At 50.6% G+C, this 2,400-nt stretch carries 3 protein-coding genes; all 3 read right to left on the bottom strand.

Features of this window, described 5'->3' with window-relative positions; translation table 11 throughout:
- The coding region (locus DXA74_RS15865; protein WP_118529097.1) for a DUF4141 domain-containing protein at positions 1–536 on the bottom strand (536 nt) is incomplete at its 3' end.
- Positions 536–886, bottom strand: a complete 351-nt coding sequence (locus DXA74_RS15870) for a DUF3876 domain-containing protein (RefSeq protein WP_118429445.1) — start codon at positions 884–886, stop codon at positions 536–538. The genes DXA74_RS15870 and DXA74_RS15865, both read right to left, overlap by 1 nt.
- A gap of 11 nt (positions 887–897) precedes the next feature.
- A partial coding sequence (locus tag DXA74_RS15875) for a TraG family conjugative transposon ATPase (protein ID WP_118529095.1) occupies positions 898–2,400 on the bottom strand: 1,503 nt, incomplete at its 5' end.

Raw genomic sequence — 2,400 nt, forward strand, 5'->3', positions numbered from 1 at the left:
TTCTTTCGGGTGTAGTAGTTCACGAGGTTGCGGTAGTTGAGCAGGCTTTTATAGGCGTTGTTGATTACCGCCAGCCTTTCGGCATCCGTCAGCGACATGCCCGTCACGTTCACTACATTCTTCAAGTCCTGCAACACGTCCGCACTTTCGGAGAGCAGCTTGGCATACCCGGCTGAAATGGCGGTGAGTTCATCCGGCGTGTAGTTCGGGTCAGCCAGCATGTTCTGGTAGTTTCGCACGTAGATTTCGGATATTTCCGCCACCAGTTCAATGGACTTCTTCACCTTGATGCCGCCCTTGACAACATCGTGTACCGCTTTGAGCGCATCGTAATAGACTTTTCCCTGCTGGAAAATCTTCTGCGCTTCCATGAAGCCGTCCAGCGTGTTCTTGGCAGTGGTGGAAGTCTGCACTATCTGCTTGGTGGTGTTGATGATGCCCTGCGCCAAGTTGCCGGGGTCTGACACCACCCACTGTGCGGATGCCTTGCCGATGAAGCAAAGGCATACCGCCATAAGGAGAATTGTTCTTTTCATTATCTTTTGTTTTCAGGGTTTGTAACTCGTTTGTATTCGCCGCCGGGCATGAGCGTTATCCGGTCGGTCTTTTTGTCATAGGTGAACTGTATGCGGAAGTCCGTTTCGATGAACAGGCAGCCGTTCCGTTCTGTTACCGGGTAAGCCGTTTCCAGTATTCTGCCCCTGACATTCGCTTTCCGGGTGACGGTGTATCTGCCGCCCGTTTCCGAGAGTGTGAAAGCCGGGTGTCCCCTGACGTGTACCCAATAGCCCTGCATCCTTTCCAGCTCCTTGCTTCCGCTGTCCTCGCAGCCCGCCAGCAGGCAGGCGGACAATAGCGTGTATATCAGATTGTCAATCCATTTCATGTTCCTAATTTTTAAGTTGTTGATGATTGGGGATTTCTTTTGCTTTCTGCAAGCCGCTTGATAGCCAGTTCAAGGTTGCCGTCCAGCTTCTCGGCAAGAGCGAACAGTTCCATTTTTTCGCTTTCCTCGGTCGTGTACGTGTAATATTCTTCCAATGAAACTTCCGTGGCGTACACCGCCGATTGTGTGCCGCCCAGCGAGAAGAAAACTTCCTTGTACTTCCGTCCGGGGTGGTTCGCCATGTTGATAGACAATATCTGCGAACGCTCCTTGTCGGTCAGTCCCAAGAGGTTCTGTATGCTGTCGAACTTGTTAAGGTATTTCCTTTGGTCTAACAATATTTTGCAGTCCGAGTTATTGATGATACTCTCTTTCACGATAGGGGAAGAAATAATATCCTCTACCTCTTGCGTGACTACAATCGCTTCCCCGAAATACTTTCGGACGGTCTTGTACAAATATTTTATGTAGTCCGCCATGTTCGCCGATGCAATCGCTTTCCACGCTTCCTCGATTAGTATTAACTTCCTTATTCCCTTTAACTTGCGCATCTTGTTTATAAAGGCTTCCATGATGATGATAGTCGTTACCGGGAATAAAATCTTGTGGTCTTTGATGTTGTCCAACTCAAAGACAATGAAGCGTTTGTGCAACAAATCCAGTTCCTTGTCGGAGTTCAGCAGGTAGTCGTACTCACCGCCACGATAGTACGGTTCAAGCACGTTCAGGAAATTGTTTATGTCAAAATCCTTTTCCCTGACGTTCTTCTGTTCAAGCTGTCGGCGGTAATCATCCCGGACAAACTCGTAGAACGTGTTGAAGCAGGGCGTTACCGAACTGTCTTTGCCTATCAGGTCGATATAGGCACTTACCGCATTGGATAACGCCACTTCTTCCGACCGTTTGGGGGCTTCATCGTCCCGCTTCCACAGGGTGAGTATCAGGGTCTTGATACTCTCTTTCTTCTCGATGTCAAATACCCCGTCCTCGACATAGAACGGGTTGAACGCTATCGGGTTCTCGTTGGTGTAGGTGAAATAAATCCCGTCCTCGCCGTGCGTGCGGTTGTGGATAAGCTGGGACAGCCCCAAGTAACTGTTACCCGTATCGACCAGCAGCACGTGCGCACCCTGCTCGTAATACTGGCGCACCATGTGGTTGGTGAAGAAGGACTTACCCGACCCGCTCGGCCCAAGTATGAACTTGTTTCTGTTGGTCGTGATGCCTTTCTTCATGGGCAAATCCGATATGTCGATGTGCAGCGGGCGACCGCTTACCCTGTCCACCATTTTGATGCCGAACGGCGAAAGCGAACTCTTGTAGTTCGTTTCTTCCACGAACAGGCAGAGAGCCTGCCCCAAGAACGTGTAGAAACTTTCCTCTGCGGGGAAGTCGGCTTCGTTGCCGGGTATGCCCGCCCAAAAGAGCGTGGGCGTATCGACCGTGTTGTGGCGTGGCTTGCACTCCATTAGCGCAAGCTGGCTTCCCACATCGTTGCGTATGCGTTTGAGTTC

Origin of the sequence: Bacteroides sp. OF04-15BH, assembly GCF_003477995.1 — a bacterium.
Classification (GTDB): Bacteria; Bacteroidota; Bacteroidia; order Bacteroidales; family Bacteroidaceae; genus Paraprevotella.